Annotated in this window: 16 protein-coding genes; all 16 read right to left on the bottom strand. The window is 43.4% G+C overall.

What is annotated here, in order from left to right; genetic code table 11:
- Positions 1-41: 41 nt before the first annotated feature.
- On the bottom strand, positions 42-1,484 hold the full coding sequence (locus J2Z65_RS33785; protein ID WP_167064577.1) for an ABC transporter substrate-binding protein: 1,443 nt from the start codon (positions 1,482-1,484) through the stop codon (positions 42-44).
- Positions 1,485-1,715: 231 nt separating this feature from the next.
- On the bottom strand, positions 1,716-2,822 hold the full coding sequence (locus J2Z65_RS33780; RefSeq protein ID WP_209856305.1) for a GntR family transcriptional regulator: 1,107 nt from the start codon (positions 2,820-2,822) through the stop codon (positions 1,716-1,718).
- Between the two features lie 664 nt (positions 2,823-3,486).
- Positions 3,487-4,050, bottom strand: coding sequence for an SF0329 family protein (locus J2Z65_RS33775; RefSeq protein ID WP_167064571.1), 564 nt, complete (start codon positions 4,048-4,050; stop codon positions 3,487-3,489).
- A gap of 389 nt (positions 4,051-4,439) precedes the next feature.
- Positions 4,440-4,859, bottom strand: a complete 420-nt coding sequence (locus J2Z65_RS33770) for a cupin domain-containing protein (RefSeq protein ID WP_167064568.1) — start codon at positions 4,857-4,859, stop codon at positions 4,440-4,442.
- Positions 4,860-4,890: 31 nt separating this feature from the next.
- Positions 4,891-5,334, bottom strand: coding sequence for an SRPBCC family protein (locus J2Z65_RS33765; protein ID WP_167064565.1), 444 nt, complete (start codon positions 5,332-5,334; stop codon positions 4,891-4,893).
- Positions 5,312-5,650 carry an ArsR/SmtB family transcription factor gene (locus J2Z65_RS33760; RefSeq protein ID WP_193581075.1) on the bottom strand — a complete coding sequence of 113 codons (339 nt, stop codon included), beginning with the start codon at positions 5,648-5,650 and terminating at the stop codon, positions 5,312-5,314. Before J2Z65_RS33760 ends, J2Z65_RS33765 begins: the two co-directional genes overlap by 23 nt.
- 78 nt (positions 5,651-5,728) lie before the next feature.
- Positions 5,729-6,355: a GNAT family N-acetyltransferase gene (locus J2Z65_RS33755; RefSeq protein ID WP_240159925.1), complete on the bottom strand. Its 627-nt coding sequence runs from the start codon at positions 6,353-6,355 to the stop codon at positions 5,729-5,731.
- Positions 6,356-6,688: 333 nt separating this feature from the next.
- On the bottom strand, positions 6,689-7,537 hold the full coding sequence (locus tag J2Z65_RS33750; protein WP_240159924.1) for a prohibitin family protein: 849 nt from the start codon (positions 7,535-7,537) through the stop codon (positions 6,689-6,691).
- A gap of 827 nt (positions 7,538-8,364) precedes the next feature.
- A complete protein-coding gene (locus J2Z65_RS33745; RefSeq protein ID WP_167064562.1) occupies positions 8,365-8,538 on the bottom strand; it encodes a hypothetical protein in 174 nt (57 codons plus the stop codon).
- A gap of 238 nt (positions 8,539-8,776) precedes the next feature.
- A complete protein-coding gene (locus J2Z65_RS33740) occupies positions 8,777-9,337 on the bottom strand; it encodes a hypothetical protein (RefSeq protein ID WP_167064559.1) in 561 nt (186 codons plus the stop codon).
- A gap of 342 nt (positions 9,338-9,679) precedes the next feature.
- On the bottom strand, positions 9,680-11,011 hold the full coding sequence (murD, locus tag J2Z65_RS33735) for a UDP-N-acetylmuramoyl-L-alanine--D-glutamate ligase (RefSeq protein WP_167064556.1): 1,332 nt from the start codon (positions 11,009-11,011) through the stop codon (positions 9,680-9,682).
- Between the two features lie 432 nt (positions 11,012-11,443).
- Positions 11,444-12,946, bottom strand: a complete 1,503-nt coding sequence (locus J2Z65_RS33730; RefSeq protein WP_167064553.1) for a chondroitinase-B domain-containing protein — start codon at positions 12,944-12,946, stop codon at positions 11,444-11,446.
- Positions 12,947-13,758: 812 nt separating this feature from the next.
- The gene (locus J2Z65_RS33725) at positions 13,759-14,175 is read right to left on the bottom strand and encodes a GNAT family N-acetyltransferase (RefSeq protein ID WP_338111769.1); all 417 of its coding nucleotides are present in this window, start codon (positions 14,173-14,175) and stop codon (positions 13,759-13,761) included.
- Between the two features lie 190 nt (positions 14,176-14,365).
- Positions 14,366-14,626, bottom strand: coding sequence for a hypothetical protein (locus J2Z65_RS33720; protein ID WP_167064550.1), 261 nt, complete (start codon positions 14,624-14,626; stop codon positions 14,366-14,368).
- Between the two features lie 103 nt (positions 14,627-14,729).
- A complete protein-coding gene (locus J2Z65_RS33715; protein WP_167064547.1) occupies positions 14,730-15,113 on the bottom strand; it encodes a hypothetical protein in 384 nt (127 codons plus the stop codon).
- A 117-nt stretch (positions 15,114-15,230) separates the two neighbouring features.
- A complete protein-coding gene (locus J2Z65_RS33710) occupies positions 15,231-15,779 on the bottom strand; it encodes a GNAT family N-acetyltransferase (protein ID WP_209856302.1) in 549 nt (182 codons plus the stop codon).
- Positions 15,780-16,034: the final 255 nt, after the last annotated feature.

Here is a 16,034-nt window from a genome sequence, read left to right as displayed (position 1 = left end):
CCCCGTATTCTTAAATAGGGCGCCAGGGCAAGGTGCTGCCATTACTTCACGCTGACTTTATCCTCTCCAACAATGCGGGTTACGTCTTGCTGATACTTCTTCATCGCATCGGCAGGTGAGGTGCCTGTCGCCACAGACTCAACCATAGCCTGAATTTGTGTGGATACTTCTGGATATTTGTCACGAGCAGGTCTGAACTCCGCATTTTTCAAATAATCGGTAGCAATTGCATTAAATGGCATTTGCGTATAGCCCGGATCTTTTGCGACGTCGGCCCGAACCGTAATGTTACCGCTTGCAGTTACAAGTTTTTGTGTGTTTTCTTTGTTAAGGGCATATTTAATGAAGTCCCAAGCTTCGTCTTTATGCTGAGCGTTAGCAGGAACAGACAGCGCCCATCCGCCAGCTAAAGTAATGGAACCTGGAGCTTGACCTTTGCTTGTAGGCATTGGAGCAAAGCCCAGAACATCTTTATACTCCGGCCATGGAGCTGCTCCATTCGGCAAATAGTTGCCTGCAATCCAGGAACCGTCCAAGGAGATGCCGAGTTTGCCCTTTGGCAAATATTCACGAGCAGAGGAGTTGCCCGCTTGGCCGTTCAATACTTTGGAAAGAGGAGGGCCAAGTTTCTCTTTGTTAATGGTATCGACAAATGAAAGCGCATCCAAAATACCTTGACTTTTAACGGTCCACTTCGAACTCGAATCATCGTAAAGTCTTTCGCCTGTTCCGTAAAGCAGCATTTCATAAGTTTGCATGGAAGTCGCTTCGCCAGTTGCTTTACCCATGTTCATCCAGAAAGGTACAACGTCCTTGGCTGCTTTTTCCTTGATTGTTCTTGCTGCGCTCAAGACTTCATCCCAAGTTTTTGGTTTCCAATCTTCAGGCAGTCCGGATTGTTTGAAAATTTGCTTGTTGTACCAGAGGCCCCGGGAGTCCGTGTTATACGGTACGCCGTAAATTTTACCGTCGGCGGCTGTTACCCCTTTTTTCATCGCTTCGATGAAGGAACCATTTGTCCAGTCAGTCCAGCTTTTTACCTTGTCATCCAAAGGAGACAAAAGGCCGGCGCTGGCATCGGAGTTTAACATGAAGGTGTCTTCTGTAACGATATCCGGTGCTGTGTCTTTGGATTTGAGGGCTAGCGCAATTTTCGCGAAGTAGTCGCCTTCAGAAGCCTGGATCGGCGTCTGCTTGATGATGACATCTTTGTTCGGATAGCTGGCAGCCACATCTTTGAACCATTTGTAAAGCGTTCCGTTCTCACCAGTACCATCGTCTCTATATGTGATGGTGATGGTTTTTTTGGCTGCATCGGGTGCTTTCGTTTCCTTTGCCGCAGCCGTAGCTGCACTGGTTGCTGCCGGGGTCGTCGTACTGGCTGTGGTGTTTGTCGTTTCAGTCCCCTTCGAACAACCGAATAACATAGATGCACACAAGACACAGGTGGAGATGGATAACATTTTTTTACTGCTCCGATACATACTGTTACCTCCTTCAGAAAAGCAAGAATAGTATGACAATTACTGATACAAACAAATCAGTAAAATACGTTTGTATACTAAGTATAATAATATGGGGAAATATACCATGTCCACTACGATTTCGCGACATGCCTGTAAGAAATTTGCCTTTTCAGAACAGTTAGGGCAATTAGAAAAACAAAAACCATGGCATTCGAATTCCACGGTTTCTCTGTTAATTCACTTTACTTGTTATTCTTTCACAATCATTCTATGTTCGACAATTCTTTGTTCGGTGACAGCTTCTCCATATAACTGCGAGATCAACAATTCCACCGCTTCTTCGCCCATCCGTTTCTCATCTTGTTGAATGTGGGTAAAAATCGGCTTACCCAAAAAATCGTTTAATGAGTCGAAGCAGACGATATCGTAGTTTTCCAACTTTTTTCCTTGTGCATCAATGGCTTGAGCCAACATGGTGGCGACCAGATATTCCGAAACAACAAATGCTTTTACATCGGTGTTTTGTCCTAAAAAGCTTTTGAGCGTCTCTAAATCCCCTGCCCATGAACCTGAACGGGTGCCTGTAATATTCGTTAAGCAATAGTCCTGATTTAACTTCAACCCTTCCCGGGTAAAAGCCAAGGTATATCCCAGAAGCCTGTCTTCCAGGGCTGATGTATTTTCGACCGGTGGCGACAAATAGGCGATGTTTTGATGGCCTTTCCCGATCAGATGAAGCGTAAGATCTTGCGCAGCTTTTCTGTTATCCGTGTAAACGGAACATACCGGAATTCCTTTCAAATACCGGTCGACCAATACGACAGGAAACTTGCCCAAGACAACACGAATGAGTTCTGCATTATAATGCTCGCCATGGACGGGGGTCACGATTAATCCCTTGACACCTAGGCTGACAAAAAGTTGGATCGCATGCTCTTCTTCTTCTTTGCTACCGCCGGTCCTCTTGATGATTAGATCACACTCATGCAGTGCGCTCTGCTTTTCCATGGCATGAAGGAGCTTCAAGCCATATTCATCCGAAAAACTTGGAATAATTAATCCAATGAGATGTCTTTCTTGAACACGGATTGCCGCGCTCGTTCTTTCCTCCGATTGGCGCATTAGTTCCAAACCCGAAGTATGGCCATTCGCCACAAACGACCCTTTTCCCTGGATACGTTTGATAACACCCGCTTCTGCCAACTTTTCGAGCGCCTTCTTGGAAGTGATGCGGCTAACGCCAAATTGTTCGGCCAATTCTTTTTCGGATGATACACGATCTCCGGTCTTTAATTTTCCCTGTTGAATCTCATGTACAATATGCATATACAACTGTTTGTATAAATGCGTTTCCATTTTATTCTCCCTAGAGCTTTATGTTGATATACTTAATATATCATTTCGTGGAAGAATATCAATTCTATTCTATTACTCAACAAAATGTATGAATTAGCGGGGTATCGGTAATTGGTTAGTTAATTTTTACCAACCCTTTGTCCCAATGAAATGTATTCAAGTTTAAATAAGACACATCAGTAACATCATTAATCGGAAGTTCTACAGCTTCTCGCATTTTTAGCCTTGAATCGTATTCCATAATTTCATTACGTTCGGAGATCACCTTCACTAGCATTGGTTGCGACTTTACAGAATAAACGTATTTTTCATCGGAACACTCCTAGCCTAACACCCCATTGGTAATTATTTCCTTTAATATATACCTAGACGCCATAAACAAACGTTCAGTTCCGTTATGCTGCCCTTTACTTCAATAGAAAAAGGAAGCAGCCGCCAATTGCGGCGATCTGCTCCCTAGTTATTACACTAACGTTCCCAGTTAGCTCAACAGTAGTCGCGACGGTCATACAGCAGCACCGCGGGGTTGAACTTAATGTTAAGTCATCATCTAATTTGTTTTGCTAAAGCCATCCCAAGTAATTGAGCGGGAGTAAAACTTACGCAAATATATGAATGTTCGCATAAAATACCTCCCGTTTGTAGTTGAATGAGTTATTTATTTTCATAATGTACTAAGTCGTAGTTCAAAAAAATACTGTACAATTGGATGCTTTAACTTCATCTTTTCGGTCATGTTTAAAATCCGTTTTTTTCCAACTCGTCTATCAACTAAAGCTAGAATATTCAATAAGATATCATTGCTCTCTATGCTTTCCTCTATAGAAATGGATAAAAACTTGTTAGCTATAACGATAAAATTTGATTTACTCAATGATGATTGTGCTGACAAAAGCTCCTTTGCATATTCCGATAGTTTTCTACTTCTTGCTATTACTTTTAAACGATCCTCCGGAACACTCCCTTTGGTATCTTTTCTGACCGCTTCAATGTCATCATCGTTGATAGGAATCTGGATATCTGAATCATTCTTAATTTCCAATTCCGTCTGATACCATCTGATTAAGGTATCACTCATATTGAGTACGTTCTTTTTGTCTACCGCAATATAACAAAGTCCCGCCTTATCTGGTAAATAGCGGTAACTGGATGAAAGGTATTCGACCCTTCCATATAGCGCAGGACTGAGAAAACTTTCCAGATGTTGCTTCAATTTGCTCCAGGCCATTTCATCCTCCTATGTTTTATATTATAAAACACCCATTTGGTTGTCTTTGAGTGTACAGGTACCATCTTTAATGCTTTCAAGCAGTAAGTGTATCTGTTCCTCGGAAATTCTTTGCATATTTACTTGTCACCTCATCAGCCACGAATACCTATATTTTAACACACCATAAACTAAGATAACTGCCCAATACTTGAACAAAACCAGGGGGCAGCTGCCGCGGCAAACTGCTCCCTGGTTATTGTGCTATAGTTCCAAGTTAGCTCAATGCCCAATTGATAACAAAATTGGAGCTAGGCTATCAGCTAAAATAAAAAAGCCGCGATTATTCGCGGCAATTAATGTGATAAGGTTGTTGTCACTCGATATTCTTAAACCAGTCACCATTTCTTTTAAGCAACCGGCCAATCCACCGGCTTATCCGGAATGACAGCATCCGTCTTTTCCCACTGGCGAAGACTGCTTGTTTGGACTTGAACAACTACAAAAAATAAATCCTCGGTACCGATATTGCGGAGCGTACGTTCTCCTTCAGGGCTAACACGAACCGCAGTTCCTTCCTTGACTTCAAAAATATGCCCATCCACCTGAAACTGGCCCCGGCCGCCTGTGAAAAGGTACAGCTCCTCATTTTCACGATGTTTGTGGTAGAAAGGAACTGCTCCTCCCATCGGCAATTGGTTAAGTGAAACCTCCATGCCGGTCAGTCCAAGCCTGTCCTTTAAATAATACTTTCCAGGTGGCCCTTCCGGTTCATTGAGAAGACCATCAAACGGTCCTGCATTCATAACAGTAAAATTCGCTTCATTCATTTGTCGAATTCACCTCTTTAAAATTAAAAAGTTATTTTGAATCTCGGATCGGCTGCGGATCGGGATCTCCGGCAGAAGCTAGCAACCGTTTCATAAAGTGGGTCCAGCCTTTCACATGTGATTCAATCTCTTCTAAAGGCAAATCATAATGTGACAATATCAAAAGTGTGCCGTGATCCTGAGCCTGCAACCGGAATTCAACCTTGCTTGATCCTGGAGGAACGAGCTTCGACTTCTCCCAGCCCCATGACAATACAACTTTCTCATTGGGGACGATCTCCATGTATTCCCCCAATGCGATGTCATTACCATTGAGGTCAATCCGGAACTTGCCACCCAGTTTGGGCTCCAGTAAAACATGTTGGCCCATCCAGCGCTTCATTTTGTCTGCATCAGTAAAAAAAGAAAACAATGTCTCCGGTCGGCATTCAATAAATATTTCCTTTACGAGTTTATCTTTGGCTTGTTGGTTCATCGGATATACGATTTCTCCTCTCTTCCTCTTCCGCCGCTTGCTTTAAGCGCAGCAGACTGTCATCCCAATAACGGTCGATATACTGCTTCAATTCGGAGAAGCCCTCCCTCCTGATTCGATAGTACCGTTTTGTTCCCGCTTTCCGGATAACGACGAGTCCAGATTCTTCAAGAACTTTGAGATGCTGAGAAACTGCTGGGGCGGTAATGTTAAAATGGGATGCGATGTCGCTCGATGGGAGCTCTCCGTTCTGAATGAGAGACAATATGTCTCTGCGACGAGGTTCAGCCAGAGCATGGAGTATTTTTTCAATCATGTTATTAATGTAGCATACACTTAATTAAGTGTAAACTAAAGTTATGAATTTGCTGTATATAACCACATCAAAAGCTCGTCAAGGTCGAACACGGGTGACATCCAGGTGCATCCGTAGCAGGGGTCCGCCCGGTGAGTTAGCGATGCCGATGACGACGAACCCCACCGATTCGTAGAACGCCTTCGCGTGTTTGGCGGACACCTCTATACGCAAGCCGCGACGCGCAATGTCGGCGATCAGCGCACTCGCAATGCCTTGGCGCATCCAGTCAGGATCGGTGAACAGATCCTCGAGCTCAAGGAAGTCGTCGACCTGACGCGACGATGCGAAGCCGACGATCCGCCCGTCAACAACAGCAACGTGCGCGAAAGGCAGCATCGCGACATCCCACACGAGCCACTCGGGATGAGTGGCGATTAGATCGTGGTCGGCTTCGTTTGTCAGCGAAGCTCGGCGATAGATGTCACGTATCGTGTCGACGTCGCCCGTGACAGCGCTCCGAGTGACGAGGACAGACGATATGAATCGTGAGGTCGGCAACCCATCGTCAAACCGATGAATCCACTCTCCTTCTCGCTTGAGGTTTGCGATTCTATCTCTGATCAATTCGGAGAACTGACTCTCACCTTCTCCATCAACTAATGTTTTCTCTAATGCTTTAATCTCGATTGAAATGATAAATCGCTTAAGCTCAGCCATATTCATAATTATCCAACGCTCCTCGCCCGGTTAAACCGCACAGTATTCTGGATGTATATTGTTACTGAGCAAATCTTAGTCTATCGAACTGACGATCTCGCACCGTCTCCACGCAGTAATATCCTTCATTTACCATAACCACTCAACATTACAGACCGTTAGCTTCATAAGTAAGAATGACCTTACCCTGCTGTTTGATGGCGATGTATGACTCTATTGATTTCTTTTTATTTGTTAAAAGCGAAAACCAAGAAAAGGTCCTTAAAGCATTGCTCGAAGGACCTTTTGATGTCTTATCTTAAAACTTACCAGAAATTATAATTGTTTCCGAAGTTCCTCTCACTTCGCGGTCATGCTGTTCACATCGATAAAAGGCGTCGCGCCGCCAGTGACGGAAGGCAGTTTGCCATCCCATTTCTGTATGGCCTCTTGTTGTACTTCAATTTGCTTGAGCGCGATGAGGTCCGGCGTTACTTCCTGCTTCTTCAGTTTGAGCGACTCCGCTTCAGCTTGGGCCTGCGCGATCGTCTGCTGCGCTTCAATCTGAATTCTTTTCAAGTCGTTCTCCGCTTTAAGGGCTTGCTGTTGCGCCACTTGCTTGGCCTCGATCGACTGATTGAAAGCATCCGAGAACTTGAAATTGACGATGTTGATGTCATTGACGACCAGATCATAACGCGACATCCGCTTAGTTAGCAGATCACGAATTTCATTCGCGACCATATCACGTTTTGCAATCAGATCTTCGGCCGCATATTTCGCTGTCACTTCTTTCACGATTTCCTGAATCGCCGGCGCGACAATAATTGTATCAAACGAACTGCCGATGTTGTTCATCAGATTATACGCCGATTCTTTGTTTACGGAATAGTTCAGTGCCACATGCGTGGAAACGGGCTGAAGATCCTTCGAGGACGCCGAGGTGTCCGTTTCCGCTTTGGTCACTTGCACGTTAACTTGAATAATTTTTTGAACGAAAGGAAATTTGAAATGAATGCCTGGCATTAGCGTTGTATCACTTAATTTGCCCAACGTTTTGTAAAGTCCGACATGGCCAAACTGAACGATAGCGAAGCTGTTGAGCACTGCAATAAGGAAAACTACACCGAGCAGGCTCCACACTATTATTCTGCCAACGGGGCTCTTTCTTTTCGCCATTGTGCTATTCGGTACCATACCAAGTTCCATGTGCATACCTCCAACGTTATTAGTGTTTGCTACACAGTACGTTGGGAGGCATTTCCAAGTTTCAATGGCAAGACCAAAATTCAACTATCGTTCACCGTTAGATTAATTCCCCATTACAAACGAGTTGTCTTCACGAACCCAGCTATTCATTGAATAGAATTACTTCGTTCCCATCTTTATTCATATGAAACCCGTCAATCACAGGAAGTTGAAATTTTTCTTTACTTGTTGAGTTAAATTCTAATACACATATCGCTTTACAAGGGTTTATAATTGTACAAATTCTGCACTCAATTTTTTGATTGCTTTGAAGGCTATCTATATCTGAATCGATGTATACTTCAAGCCGCCTTCCATTATCGGATTCACGTTCTGCCACCATAACGATAAAACCACTATCAGGTGAAATCTTGTGTTAATCACTGTCCTACCGTTAGCGAAGGATCGCCAGCCGATCGTCATAGCCGACTGCAAGCTATCGTTCTCTTCTTCACGAAAGAGAACTGCCTTTTTTCAGCTCCTTTAGTTCGAAAAGGGCCGTCGATCCAAATCATATTCATGAACGGTGTATTATCCCGAAGATAACTATGACGCATCTATCCAATAATGCCATGATCGTCATTCTTTAAGATGAACATTTCATTCTCTCTTATCTTCGGTATGATGATGATCTCGCTCTTTTATGTACTTCTGTACCATATATTGGAACTCCCCTACCCGAATAGCTAACATGAAAAAAGAGCAGCGCTCCGGCGTGCTGCTCTCAAGTTTTTTTAACTATCGTTATCCGTTAGTAAATTAATGATTTTTTTCAAACTCAGAAGAGATCATTTTTGGTTACTTTCAGGAAAAACCAATGCAATTAAAATAGTTACAATAAACCATGACGATGCCCCAACAATACTAGCACCTATGTTTTTATTTAAAAAATAGCTAACTACTGCCCAACTAACCCCACCAGCTAATCCTAATTTTACTGCTTTACGCATTCTGCGCTGCATTACATTCCACCTTTCAGTGTTAATACCCGAACAAGGTCCTGTATCTTTCATACTTTATATTCATTCGCATGGTTTTTTTCTTTTCCTACCGTGTTTCCCCGTAAACGGAGAAAAGGCAGCCTCTTGATCTAGGATGCCTTAACTAGTGTTTTATTAAGCTACAGTTCTCCGTTAGAGGCTTAACAATCAAACGTTAATATGAAGCTTTAGTAAGTAAAGAGCAGGCGCAACAGTTCTATCATCGGCGTCGCCTTCTTAATGATAGGACCAGCAAGACGAGCAATGTTAGAGAAATTGCAAGAACTAAAACGATTATGACGGATCGGTTATCTACTTGATGGATTGTTATCATAGAGGGTTCATATCCTGCCCCCAATGCTTTAAGATCACCTTGTGCGGATGCAGTAGTCTTAGTTCCTTCACAAAGTCCTGTTTCAAGTCGATCTGGATCACCATAGGCAAAAACAATATATTCTTCATTTACTTCGAATCCCTCATATCCACAACTTGCCGAACTCAATGCTGTGTAAACAGTCGTTTGAGAACTCAGTGTTCCTTTCCATATCGTTTTCACTTCGAATTGAGCTTTTACTTCTGCGGAAGACCAAATCATCCCATTAACAGATTTTTTCAAACTCAATAATTTGCCCTTAAAAATTGCGGTTTTTGGATTCAACTGATCTTCTATACTTGGTGGTCCAGCACAAGAGCATGCATTGACAGTTAAAGGCTCCACCACAAACAACGTACCGAACAAGAACAAATAAATCAGTAAGACCTTTGTTGTTCTTTTCCACAATTTTTATCACCTCCACTGGAATGGTAGAAATCCCCATATCTTATTAGACGAAACTAGCCTAGTATTGTTGCGTAATCATGCCCATTAACGTAATGGAGGCTGCCGTTTGTGCCGGCAGCCTCGTTTCGTTCTGTATTGAGCTATAGTCCCTCGTTAGTATATTAATAATTTGTCATGGTTTTAGCGGTAAAACCTCAGATCGTTCAGCTTCACGAATCATATCAATGTCAACTCCTATATAACCCTTGTCTCACATTTTATTCCACATTACAATTGCGCATATCTGCCCTTTAGTTCAACGAAAAAGCAGCCGTTCATTGCCGGCTGCCGTCAAGTAATCAATCATTTCCCTCCGACCGACCGGTGCAGCGACCCGACCAGGTCTACAAAGTGACGCCCGCGCTCTTCAAAATTACGATATTGGTCAAAAGCAGTGCATGCAGGACTCAGCAGCACAGTGTCGCCTGGTACGGACAGCTTGTGCGCCTGCGCCACTGCTTCGGCCAGGCCTTCGCAGCGGACAATAGGTGGGCAACTTGGCATTTTGCGCGCCTCTGCCTCGATTTGACTGGCCGCTTCTCCGATCAACAGCAGCACCTTGACATGATCAGGTAGCAGTTTAGCCATCTCGTCAAACGGTACTTTCTTATCTCGCCCACCGGCGATCAGCAGCACTCGGCCCACATGCGCATGCAGCGTAGCGACGGTACGTGCGGGGCTGGAGCCGATTGAATTGTTGTAATAATGCACCCCGCCAACAGTAGCTACCCACTGGTTTCGGTGCTCCACGCCGACGAAGTTGCGCACCGTCTCTAAGATTGCTTCATCAGACACGGACCCCCGTACGGCGGTCATGGCAGCCATAACGTTCTCCACGTTATACCAACCCGGTAAACGAATATCACTGATGGGTAATAGACCGTCGATTATGCCATCGTGGACAGTGTGCACGCCGAAATACTTGGTCCGACCCCGCCCGCGCAGTTCAGCGGTCACCGGATTGTCGCCGTTAAGGACGGCAAAGTCGTTAGCACTTTGAAAATCTAGCAGGCGACGCTTAGCGGCGGTATATTCATGTATGTCGCGGTGCCAGTCGAGGTGATTGGGCGAGAGGTTGGTAATCACCGCCACATGGGGAGAGCGCGTCATGTCCATCAGCTGGAAGCTGGACAGCTCAACCGCGCAAGCATCCAGCGGCGACATCTCGCCCACGCGCGTCAGAAGTGGTGTGCCAATGTTGCCTCCCAGATAAACCGTACGCCCTCCGTCAGCCAACATGTCTGCAATCAACGACGTGGTGGTGGTCTTACCGTCCGAACCGGTCACGCCGAAAATAGGACAAGGACACAGCGCAAAGAACTCCTCCATCTCACTGGTCACTCGGCTGCCGCCAGCACGGGCCGAGTCCAACGCCGGATGGTCTGGGCGCATACCTGGAGTGCGGAACACTACGTCGCCCCCAATGCTATCCAGATAATTCTCCCCCAGGCACAACCCGACGCCTAGATTGTCCCACTCCTCCCGCGGCAAGGCCGGATTGCGGTCGCACACGGTGACGTGCGCCTCGGCTGAGCAAAGCATGCGGATCAGTGGTGAATTGCTGACGCCAGCGCCGATGACGGTCACGTTCCGACCGGCTAGCGATTGGATGTAGGTGTCAAAAGCAGGATTCATAAGCACCTCCGCTTAGAAAATGTCATTTAATCAAATATACCACATATTGGAACTATCCTGCACTTTAGCTTAATGGCAATGTGATAAACCATTGCTAATCCAGTCGTTACTATAAGCATGATTCTGCGCCTATGTTTGTGTCGTGGCCTTGCGACACAAACATAGGTGCTTTGAAATAAAAAATCCCCGATTGACGAGGATCTAAATGCAATTATGTTTGTGTCGCCTGACACTTCTTGTCTAATGACACAAATCTGCCTACATTAATGACACAAACGGGCCCTCTCGCTTCTCAACTGACCAACAGCCCATTATGCTAAATTTTTTATTCTTAAATCGATTGAAGGCAGGCGTTTTTTGCACACCTGCTTTCATACAATGAACATGTCCCGATAGTTAATACGGACATACTGATGAGAGCTCGGTTACTTCTCATTCAGATGCGTTAAGCCACTCGGGTCCGACATCGCTAGGCTGTAAAGGCTTGTTCCTTATAGGCGTTTTGGATACCTCATCCGCTCCGGCATCTCTGTTGCCTTGAGGTCGGGGCTGGCCATCCATATCTTCTTTTACGGAGTAAGCCCCGTTTTTCAACGCGTTGATAATCGGACTTTCTTCGCCCGCACGGTATAATCCGTCTTCTGCCAAAGCCAGCTGAGGATTTTGCTGCGTAATCCCTGCGACCGGCCCGATCCCGAGTTCGGCGCCATACATGAAATTCCCTTCATATGTAAGAGCTGCTGAATCGTCGATTACCTTAATAAGAGGAAGCTTAGCGTTCCCGCTTGCCTGTACGACGTTATTTGCTATAATCGTGTCTACAGGCGCTAACGTATTCGTACCGCTCTTTTTATCGCCAACGATGATGTTGTTATCATTGTTCACGAGTGTGTTGTGAGTAATGAGCACATTTTTGACTTGAAAATATTTGTTCAGATCCGAGTTAGGTATGCCATTCGTTAGAACAATGGCCCCACGTGTCGTATTGCTGCCCACAATGCCACTAATATAATTGTTGGCAATCACATGGTCTTCGCCTATAACGCGGATCGCGCCGGCGTTCGCCTTGCCATTAGCGAAAAAGAAGTTGTTTTCAATGTGCGTTCCATTGCCATGACGAAGTGTAACGGTCGCTGCATTGTTCAAAAATGTATTGCCGCGAATCACATTCTTCCCTGATTTAACCGAGATCATTTCGATTTCTCCATCATTGTTCTCGAACAGGTTGTTCTCTACCGTCGTATAAGAATCCGAGAGAGAATAGGTACTCGTTCCGATTCTCAGCGTTTCCGCTTCATTACTAATCACTTGTCCACTATCGTCGTGCAGGATGGGCCGGCCGGCAAAATGATTGTGATCAATGACATGGTGCTGCTCGCCCGCTTGCTCTCTCCAAACTACCATTGTTGCACCAATGTTTTTCTTACCTTTGAAATAGGAATGATCCACTCTGTTATAGCTGCCGTATAATCCAACCCACTTCGTGTTCTTCTCGTTGCTTAGAGGATTATAGTCAAGCATTTGGACGTTAGTAAGCCGGGAATGCGTCGCTTCATGATCTCCCACCCTGAACTCAATGACACCGGAATCATCGATATCTCCCCCATCTTTAAATACCAAGCCATCCACCACAAGATACGATCCTCCGATGTTGAGTGTGGAGGCGCCGCTGAGCACTACCTGACCCGGTGTTTCCGCGCGCAGCGTGATGGGTTTATTCTGCTTGCCTGCGCCTTCCATCACAATAGCAGCATCCTTCCATACTCCGTTCCTCATCACAATCGTATCACCGGGTTGCGCTTTGATCATGGCTGCTGAAATTTCGTCCACTGAAGAGACCTTCACTACCGATTCCTCAGCCGATGCACCGAAAGGGATTGCGTAGAAAGCGGTTACAATACAAAGCGACAATAAAGATTTCCTCAACTTTTTCACTATGATGCCTCCTTTATGTAAATCTACAGATATTATCCTATACTTTCCGAGACAAGTTTATGGTTTTTTTTAGTTTGACTATGGATTTATTTGGTAACGATAATACATAAAATCCACCCTCCGAACCGATTTAGAATATAAATAACTTCCACCTACTAGACGACTCTCTTCAGTTTATTTCGTGCTCGTTAAACCATCGTTCTCCGATAGCTTAATCAGGCTTTGTTAAATGTTGATTTTTATCTATAAACAAAAAGTAGCCAATGGCTACCTAAAATTTCCTCTAATCTATGTTTTTTAATGCTTTTTGTATTTTTCCTCCGTAATTCGTTTCTGCTAACTTTGGCGTTCGACTTGTTGAGTTAACATTGCCGGTGCGTGGGAACTAAGAAGCTGTATTTTCTCTTCGAAATGTTTATTTCCAAGGTCTCGTTTTTTTTTCGAACCAAAATCATAAACCCTTATTGAACTAACGTTCACCGTTAGAGCTTAATCCACATGAAGAGCTCAAACCTCTACAAAATTTTATGCCTTATAGGACAAGTAATCTGTTTGATCATATATTGTATAACCACACTCACACATTAATTTCATCCTAATGATCATCCTTCCTTAGTGGTCAAATCACTTGCCTAATCTATCTTTTAATTCAATGGTTTGCCGTGGCATCCTACCCTTAAGTTCCACGAAGTAGTAGTCGATGATTCTGACCGGCTGCTGGCACATCACGAAGAAACAGTGACGGACTAGGACTTAAAAAATAAAGTCTGCTGCCGCCGCTGTTTTTTATTGAACTAACCTTATCCGTTAGATTAGTCTTTTCTCCTCCAGAGTCCTCCAGGACAAGGAACAAAACCACAATCTGAGTAAAACGTATTATGTTTAGAATCGTAAGTCAATGTTACAATCTCTAATCCAAAACGTTCCGCTTCTTGAAGTAATTTATTTACTAAGGCTTGACCTATCCCTTTTCTCTGGTGTTGCGGATGTACAATGATATCTTCCATATATCCGTGTTGCAACCCCATTCCTGCAATATAACCAAATGCTATTAGTTCATTCTTTCCATCCCTGAGTCCAGCCCAGAAATTGCAACGTTCAAATAAAATTGGATAATCAGAATGCCTACCATCCCAACCCACCAGTTCTCTTAAAGTTGGGACTTCATGAGGCTCTAACGGTAAATTAATAATTATCTCTTGATTCAGTTGACCATCTCTCCTTTGCAATTCATTGCTCTTAAAAAGTTATGCATCTGTTGGCGCAATCCTTCCCGTTAGTTAAATAAACTCTTGTAACCCCAAAGAATTTTTTAGTATATTCGCAACTTCAATTAATTCCTTATCCACAACAAACCATATTTTAACCAAAATATTCACATTTTCACCACCGCAAAATAAAATTGCTCTTTCATTCAAGTTACCTATATAACATATGTTCACCTGTCTTTAGTTCACCATCGACTTCTACAAGCAAATCGCCTGTCATTGGAGCATAAAGTCCATCAACATACTTTCCATAGGTCTTAATCTTCTTTATGAGATATTTTGATGCTTGAGAATCGTCATTAACCAAATAAAGATATTCATCAACAAAAATATGCTGTAAGGCTCTCCCCCTTAGCCATACTTGCTCATGTTCTCTTACAATCTGACCAACAAAAAATGCTTCATTTAACATATCAACCCTCCAATTACACCTCATAATTTTGCTGATCCTTATGGCCGACTGGCGCGTTTTTTTATTCAGCTATCGTTCTCCGTTAACAAAGGATTTTTCATTTTCAGTTTCGAGCAAAATTAGAAGAAACTACCGTTTTGTTCCATTCTACTCTTATACTGTACGAACCAGGCTGCAAATTTGGAAATGTCTTTTTATCTGTATAATCTTCTCCAGGATCCAAATCAATGTAGTCTTTTACTGGAACAATACCTTCGTCTACTAATTTGTTGTCTCTATGTAACTTATAGCTTGCTCCGCCAATAACAGTTACCCTTTTTCCACTTTGATTTTTGAATGTATACGTCACTGTTGTTGCTGAATCTAAATTTTCTACATTGACGGTACCGACTAAGTCCGAATGTGCTTTTTCACCTTTTAAACACCCTGCAAAAATCATAGACACCATTATTACTAACAGAATAATCAAGTAACTTCTCATATTCATTTATGTCACCTCTAGTACCTTAACGAACTATTTATTCAATTTGATGTTTTTACCTGATTTCAATAACCACCCGTTACTTTAACGAAACCAGGGAGCATGTTATTATAATCCTACTACTTAACGCACATCATAGTCTTTCTTAAGTAATGCATATATGACAGTATCAACAAATCGACTCCTCCAATAAAAATGTTCCTTCAATATACCTTCTTCTCTAAACCCAACTTTCTCAAGCACCCTCCTTGATTCCATATTCTCTGGTTCTACAAATGCTTCAATTCTGTTTAATCCAAGATTGTTAAATCCGAATTCATTTATCTTCAGAATCACCTCAGTCATAAAACCTTGCCTCCAATATTCTGGTGATAGTTCATATCCAATTTCAATTTTACAATGATTTTTCGCCCAACCATGAAATCCACATGTTCCGATTACTCTGCTTTCCGAACGCAAAGTGATTCCCCAGCGAATTCCTTGATTGTTTTCAAATCTCTGATTCCATCTGCGAATTAAATCTTCTGCTTGTTCGATATTCGTAAAACTCTCCAAATCATAAAATTTCGTAACTTCATCCATAGAGAAATATTGAAATATTTCTTTTGAATCATCTTGTTTAATCTGTCTAAGTACAAATCTTTCTGTTTCTAATATAGGGAATTGAGACATGTATTTCTCCTTCCATGATTTAGGATATTCCGCCTAACTATTCAAGGTTGCTACCAACTATCCGGCCATTTAGCCTAACGACAGAAAGAGCGGCTGTCGTGGCGACAAACTGCTCTCTGGATCACTGAACTAACGTTCCTCGTTAGCCATCCATGCCCCTACGGGGCACCACGGACAAATGAAAATTTGTTGAGTTTGGCTATAATGTTAATACGGCTGGCGAGGAAGGTCGTTCAACTATGGTGCCGAGAGCCC

Source organism: Paenibacillus aceris, from assembly GCF_017874035.1.
In the GTDB taxonomy this organism is placed as follows: Bacteria; Bacillota; Bacilli; order Paenibacillales; family NBRC-103111; genus Paenibacillus_E; species Paenibacillus_E aceris.
The sequence above is the reverse complement of the archived record's forward strand: the minus strand, read 5'-3'. Positions and strand labels throughout refer to the sequence as shown.